Source organism: Paenibacillus sp. 01T422, from assembly GCF_056398785.1.
In genome coordinates this window covers 22,082-29,608 of the sequence record NZ_JBFTQB010000002.1, presented here as the reverse complement: position 1 = coordinate 29,608, position 7,527 = coordinate 22,082, and the positions used below count along the sequence as shown (strand labels likewise).

Below are 7,527 nucleotides of genomic sequence, written 5' to 3'. Positions count from 1 at the left end.
GTCCTTCTTCGCTGGTGCAGGCGTTGATGCAGCTGTTGTAGCCCCAGGTGTTGTAGCTGCCGGTGTGCTGCTTCCTGAGTTTCCACTTTGGCTCCCGCAAGCCGTTAATGCCATAACCGCCGCAATCGATGCAGACAGTGTTACCGTTTTCATAATCCTCATTTCTGTACCCCTCCTTTAATATTGCTTACAGAATTGATTATATTGCAACCGCTTACTTATGCCCCATGCACGATAACGACTTTCTATGTTGAATATTCCTACATCCTGATCTCAGCCTAGTGGATGGACCAGCTTCAGGGTCACTTCGGTCCCTATCCCTTTTCTACTTTCAATACTGAATTGAAACTGCTCGCCGTAACGAATCGTATACCTCGCGTATACATTCTGGACGCCAATGCCGCCACTCGCCGCAGATAGCTTATATTCCTCCTGATAGAGCGGTTGTCTAAGCGACGTTAGGATTTGCTCCAGCCGTTTCTCCGAGATGCCAACTCCATCGTCTTTGACTTGGATATACGTCGCTTCCCCTTCCTTCCACGCCTTGATGTGAATCGTGCCTTTTCCTCTTTTGCGTTCGATCCCGTGGAAAACGGCATTTTCAACTAACGGTTGAAGGGTCATTTTTAACATTGGAAAATTGTACAGGTCATCTTCGATTTCTAATCGATAGTCAATCTTGCCCTCAAAACGAATACTCTGAATGTTGATATACGCATCAATCTGCACAATCTCTTCCTGCAGCGTAACGATCTCGTCCGTATTTTTCGTATTATAGCGGAACATATCGGCTAATGATTGCGCCATCTGGCCAATTTCCTCCACGTCGTGATAGTCGGCCATAGCTTTAATGCTATCTAGCGTGTTGTACAGAAAATGCGGGTTAATCTGCGAATAGAGCATAGCCAGCTCCATCTGCTGCAGTTTAATTTGGTACAGTAATACTCCTTCCGAACAACAGCGATAGGACCGCCGTCACCAGAAAAGCAGCCAAAGCTGTCCAGATTGCCGTCGTTTTGATGGAATCCAGCGAGCTGAATATCTCTTTTTTAGGCATGATGAGCACAGTTTTCCAATTGGAATATTGGGAGCGGGTGTAGGAGACAAGCATGGTCTGATCGCCGCTGCCTGTCCAGAACTTACCGCCATCCCCTTTAATCTGGGATAAAGCCTGCGCATCCATGTCGGCCGCATGCCCCTCTGCCGAATCGAATATCGGATTATTAATGTCATTTAATATTAGAAAACGACTATTTTTTGTCAAGTCCGCACGTTGACCTATGCCTTTAAATAGACCGTAATTATAATCGGCGCGCACCACTATGAATCCCGTCGGATTCGAGAAATCGCGAATAAGCAGCGAGGTTGAGTAAGCTGTTGAACTCTCCTCTTGTCCGCTTATTGCGGGGGAGCTGAAGAAATTCACAAGCCCATCTTTGGCAATCGTTTGCTTGAACCATTCGGCGTTCAGCACCTGACTTGGGCTGCCGAATGAGGTATTGTCGGAGGAATTGAGCAGCTCACCATCGCTGTAATAAATCTGGAAACGGACAAAGTCAGGAATCGGCGTAATGTTAAAACTTTTCAGGAATAGATCCCCAAGCTTCTGACGAAATAGAAATTTATTCTGGCTATCCATAGTCGGATAAGCGTTAATATTGTCAATATATTCCTGATTGTAATAGGGTGCGAGGAGCAGATTTCTTTTATTATGAAAATCATTATCCATGTTAAACTCGATCTGCCGGACGATTTGCGAGCTCGCTGTTTCTACGCGTTCCGCCATAGAATTGTAGGAGATGTAGAAGGAAGCGGTTCCAATTAAAGCAATGCAGAAGAGGATAATGACAAAATAGCTCAACAGCAGCATCGTACGAATTCTCGGAAATAGGGTCTCTAGTTTCTTCCTTAAGCCTTCCATCCACCGCATCTTGATGACCCGCCTTTCTTTCTATGCGAAAACAGCCGGAGCCAGATGGAAGGCAGCGCTAACGCTCACCCTCTATCCGATCCCGGTCTGTATCTTAGGAACTTGCTTTTAGTTTAGCATAGAAACACTTTCAAACACATAACTTCCTGAACCTACCTTATGCTCCGCTGCAGATGGATCTGGCAATTGAATAGTTGCCGTCGTATTAGCAGGGACATCCACTTGAAGACGGAAATCTCCTGCTTCCGATAAACGCCACTCTACCGTAATGCAACCGTATAGAGATTCATAACTTGCTTTCACCCAGCTCAAGTTCCCGCCCGGTTTCGGTCTTATAATGACATGCTGGAAACCAGGCGCCGCAGGATCTGCCTCAATACCAGCCATATACCGGAACATCCACTCGCCTACGGAGCCAAGGGAATAGTGATTGAAGGAATTCATTGACGGTGTCTGGAAACCTTGCTCCTCCGTCCAACCATCCCAACGCTCCCAGATCGTGGTTGCGCCGTGTTTAATAGAATACATCCAAGACGGGAATGCTTCTTGTGTCAGAAGCTTGTAAGCAACGTCCAGACTGCCATTGTCCGTCAGCGCCGGCAATAAGTAGCCAACGCCGAGGAATCCCGTTGATAATCGGTCGCCTCGACCCTGAATGTCCGCCACAAGACGATCGCGCGCTTGTTTGCTCTGCTCATCCGTCAGCAGCCCGAACTGCAGCGCTAATACGTAAACCGTCTGCGTGTCGCCGTGAATACGTCCATCCTCAGCGACAAAGGCCTTGCGGAACGCCGTTGCGATATCGCCAAATAAAGCTCGATATTGGCCCGCTTCCTCGGTTCTGCCCAATACATCAGCAATTTGCGCAAGCAGCTTCGTGCTGTAGGCGAAATAGGCTGTTGCGAGCACTTCGTTCGGCGTATCAGCCCCAATCGACAGCCAATCGGCATAATTGGCGTATCCTGGGCGCACCAGCTCGTCGGTGGTGTTTTTCAAATAATGCACCCATTTGACCATCGCCTCATAATGGGTTTCGAGGATACGTACATCGCCGTACATCAAGTAGATCGTCCAGGGGATAATGACACCGGCATCTCCCCAACCGGAGTTGTCCGGGGCGAACCAGTTCAGCCGCGTATTCCAGTTTTTATGGCGAATCCACCCCGCATCCGGAGCAACATCCGTGAATGCCCCAGAAGGCTGCTGACAATCCACCATATCCCAGACATATTTGCTGAAAAATCGGGAGACGTCCATATTGTAAGCCGCTGTACGGGCAAAAATTTGCGCATCCCCTGTCCAGCCTAACCGCTCATCCCGCTGCGGGCAATCCGTCGGCACCGACAGGAAGTTTCCGCGCTGCCCCCACGTAATGTTCGAATACAGCTGGTTCACCATCGCATCGGATGTCTCCAGCTTCCCGGTAACTGGCGTATCCGAATGAACAACTTTCCCCGTAATCGTATCCAGATCAGGTACTCCCGGGTAGCCAATCAATTCCACATACCGGAAACCGTGGAACGTAAAGTGAGGCTCGTAGCTTTCCTGTCCTTCTCCTTTTAGAATATAGTGATCCTGCTGGCAGGCCTCCCGTAAGTTATCCACATATAGTGTGCCATCTGGGTTCAATATCTCGGCATGACTTAATGTAATCATTGTTCCACGCTCACCCTGAACGGTTACGGCCGTCCAACCGACCATATTTTGACCCATATCATAGATGTAAGTATCAGCCGCTGTTTGCTTCATGCTGATTGGTTTCATCGTCTTGGTGATGCGGATCGGCGGCTCAATCGCTGCCACAAGAAGCCCGTTATACCCTGAGCGCACATCCGGTGCTTCCCAGGCTGAATCCTCATAACCCGGCTCGTGCCATCCGGTCAATTCCTCCCTTGCATCGTAGGCTTCCCCTTTGATCATATCGGAATATTGAATCGGCCCTCTGGTCGTTGTCCATGAACGATCTGTGATCACTCTTTCCTTCGTTCCATCTTCGTAATCCAAGCTGACCTGCATGAGGAAAAACGGTCTCTCCCCATAAACTTTATCACCAAGAAAACCTACAGTCCCCGCATACCATCCATCGCCCAAAATAACGCCAAACGCATTATCGCCAACCTTCAGTTTCTCTGTAATATCAACCGCCTGAACCTGTACACGAATGTTATAATCCGTCCATCCCGGGGCAAAACGATCGCCGATCCGCTCGCCATTCACATGCAAATCATAGACGCCAAGTGCTGTCGCATAGGCAATAGCCCGCTTCACCTTTTTCTTGATCTCGAACGATTTCCGGAAAAATGGAGATGGCTGCATGAGGGCTCCCGGCTCGGATTTGCGTCCAATCCACTGCGCTTTCCAATCGCCTCGCGACAATATGCCCATCATCCAGAACGCCGTCTCGCTCCATGCCGTGACCGCACCCGCTTCGTCCCAGACGCGTACTTTCCAATAATAAGCCCCTTCAGACTGAAGCGGCTGACCTTCATATTGCACATRTGTCGATGCATTCGAATTCACCTTGCCGCTGTCCCACATATCCGCTTGATCACTCTCTAGCTTTTCCCAAGAAGAAGCAACCATAATGTGATAAGCGCTCTGCATGACTCCTTGACTATCTCCCTGTAACTGCCAGAAAAGCCTTGGCTTCAGGACATCGAGGCCAATCGGATTCAGCCTATATTCGGTTTTACAAAGTGCAACTCGTGTCGTCATTCAGTAACCCTCCATTTATGGTGTTGTTGATTGTGAGACAGGTCTTATACGAATCGTAAAATTCATCGGCTCTGCCTTAATCAAATAAGTGTCAAGCGTAGGGGCATAGCCGCAGCTATGATTGCCTAGACCACTTTGTCTGGCATCCAATTTGACAATGGTTTGATCCACCCTTGTCAGGCGATGAACATGTTTGGTTGTCGTCAAATCTTCCGTCGTGTAGTGATGAACACTTGTGTCAAAGGTCGACTCTCCCGTGAACAGCAGCCCGATTCCCTCTTGATTCATCAGAGATGACCACCGTACGTCCGATTTATTGCCATTCTCCTGCGGCTTTATATACGGCACGAACTGATCCTCTACCGAGCCGCTGTATACACCGAGCTTACCGCTCTCCTTACGATCCGCATAACATTCGTGCGGCCCACGGCCGAACCATGTCAGCTGGTTAAAGCTGTCCGGCATCACAAGCTCTACTCCGAATCTAGGCAGCGGTGGCAGCTCCTCTCTCGGTTCAATCTCCACGTCCAGCTTCACTTCACCGTCCGCTGTGATGGCATAGACCATACGGGAATTGAAAGCGATCTTCCCGCCTCGCGCCCCAACGACAGATTTCATCGTGATTCGRCACCCTCCCGCTTCTGCCCGGTCGACTGCAACCTCGCGCACATCTGTGACAAGTCGATTGTAGCCAGCTTTCACCCACTCTTTGGCGAGGTGGACATCGTTATCAACCGGAGCCCGCCATAGCTGGAGTTTAGGGCCTGCCGACAGGAAGGAAACTCCCTTGTACATCCACGTTGTCATTGCACCTTGATCTCTATCGAACTCTATATAGAAATCTTGGCCTGTAAGCATAATTTGGTGGGAGTCTTCCCGAATTGATAATGGGCTTGACTCCTGAACAGTTTGGCTTGAACCGGGTGTCTCCGGGATGGTTAGCACCGGAATTCCGTACTCTCAGCTTTCCTAGTGCTGCATCTATAACCTCAATTTTCACCGGCTCAATCGCTTTCTTGTACTCTAACAAGGAAGCTTTGATCGACCGATCCGGGAAAAGCAGCCCATCCAGGCAGAAATGGCCACTGTGCGGTTCTTCGCCAAAATCGCCGCCATAGGCATACCACGCTTCTTCTGTCCCTGCTTGCTGCTTAATGCCTTGGTCCGCCCATTCCCAGATAAGACCGCCAAGCAGGCGAGGATACGTATAAATCGCTTCCCAATACTCCTGCAAATTCCCCACGGAGTTGCCCATGGCATGCCCGAATTCGCACATGAGATAAGGCCGCTTATCGTCCTTGCAACCTTCTTGAATAACCGTCTCCACCGCAGGATACATCGAGCTGACCACATCAACTACGGGTGCGTCGTAGGCACGTTCATAGTGAATCGGACGAGTCGGATCGGCTTCCCTGATCCATGCCGCCATCGCATCGTGATTGGCCCCGTAGCCGGACTCATTGCCAAGTGACCACATGATAATGGAGGGGTGGTTTTTGTCCCTTTCCACCATTCGTTTCGCCCGCTGGACGAACGCTTCTTCCCACTCAGGCTGCTGAGCCAGATGCCCCTCATTGCCATAGAAATGAAATCCGTGCGTCTCAAGATCCGTTTCATCAATGACATATAAACCAAAACGATCGCACAACTCCAGCCATCTTGTATCATTCGGATAGTGCGATAATCGAACGGAATTGATGTTGTGCTGCTTCATCAAAGTGATATCACGCAGCATCGATTCCATCGTTGTCACATAGCCCAGCTCGGGATCGAACTCGTTACGATTAACGCCCTTAATAATAATCGGACTGCCGTTAACGAGCAGTTGTCCTTCCTGAATTCTAATGTCCCTGAAACCGACATGAATCTTTTTGACCTCTATGATTTGCTGTCTCTTGTCGTACATCGTGAGTAATAACGTATATAAGTAAGGCGATTCAGCCGTCCATAAACGGGGAGAAAGCACCTCGTGAACTAGCTCTGTCACAGGTTCGTCCTGCCGCACATGATGGTATCGATCACAGACAATATGACGATCCCCATCCAACAATGTCGTACGAAGTTGAAAGAAATCTGACTTCAAAAAAGATGCATCTGCTACGCCAGCAAAATCAATTCGAACCTCTAAGCGCGCTTTCGCATAGCTCTCATCCAAACGAGTCCTTACTCTTGCGTCCCTAACCGATACTTGGGGGGAAGACAACAAGTAAACGTCGCGGAAAATCCCGCTCATTCGCCATTTATCCTGGCTCTCCAGATACGTGCCGTCGCACCACTTATAAACTTGCACGGCAATCACATTCTCTCCCTCACGCAAGTAAGGGCTTACATAAAACTCAGAATGAAGGTGACTCCCTTGGCTGTAGCCGACAAAGTGGCCATTTATCCAAACGTGAAAGGCAGAATCCACGCCTTCAAAAACAAGATGAACCCGTTGATTCTTCGCACTTTCTCGGTAATGAAACTGGGTTCTGTAGCAGCCAACTGGATTATGATTAGGCACATAAGGCGGATTGATCGGGAACGGATACGGACAACTGCTGTAATGGGGTCTCCCATACCCGTGTAACTGCCAGTTGGAAGGGACCGGTATTGTCGCCCAACCATTCGGTTCAAAGCTGGCTTCGTGGAAATCAGCGGGCACAGCAGCCGGAGATTCCCCATATTTAAAGTCCCATTCGCCATTCAGCGATTGCACATAAGGCGAGCGTTCTCTCTCATTAGCCAGAGCACTCTCCCAATCACCATAAGGAATCAAATCGGCATGCGGCAGCTCTGTATGTCTCTCTAAAATACTTAGATTTTGCCAATCTGGAACATAATCTCCAGGCATCATGTTATTCGCCTCCATCGTATATCCTTCTCAGCATAGTCTACGAATA

Annotated in this window: 5 protein-coding genes; all 5 read right to left on the bottom strand. The window is 49.2% G+C overall.

Features of this window, described 5'->3' with window-relative positions; translation table 11 throughout:
- Positions 1 to 273: 273 nt before the first annotated feature.
- Complete coding sequence (locus AC1DUA_RS00315; protein ID WP_477497820.1) at positions 274 to 903, bottom strand: sensor histidine kinase; 630 nt, start codon at positions 901 to 903, stop codon at positions 274 to 276.
- Between the two features lie 22 nt (positions 904 to 925).
- A complete protein-coding gene (locus tag AC1DUA_RS00310) occupies positions 926 to 1,930 on the bottom strand; it encodes a cache domain-containing protein (protein ID WP_477497819.1) in 1,005 nt (334 codons plus the stop codon).
- A 108-nt stretch (positions 1,931 to 2,038) separates the two neighbouring features.
- Positions 2,039 to 4,645, bottom strand: a complete 2,607-nt coding sequence (locus AC1DUA_RS00305) for a family 78 glycoside hydrolase catalytic domain (protein ID WP_477497818.1) — start codon at positions 4,643 to 4,645, stop codon at positions 2,039 to 2,041.
- A 15-nt stretch (positions 4,646 to 4,660) separates the two neighbouring features.
- Positions 4,661 to 5,503: a beta-galactosidase small subunit gene (locus AC1DUA_RS00300; RefSeq protein ID WP_477497817.1), complete on the bottom strand. Its 843-nt coding sequence runs from the start codon at positions 5,501 to 5,503 to the stop codon at positions 4,661 to 4,663.
- Positions 5,466 to 7,496, bottom strand: a complete 2,031-nt coding sequence (locus AC1DUA_RS00295; RefSeq protein WP_477497816.1) for a glycoside hydrolase family 2 TIM barrel-domain containing protein — start codon at positions 7,494 to 7,496, stop codon at positions 5,466 to 5,468. Before AC1DUA_RS00295 ends, AC1DUA_RS00300 begins: the two co-directional genes overlap by 38 nt.
- Positions 7,497 to 7,527: the final 31 nt, after the last annotated feature.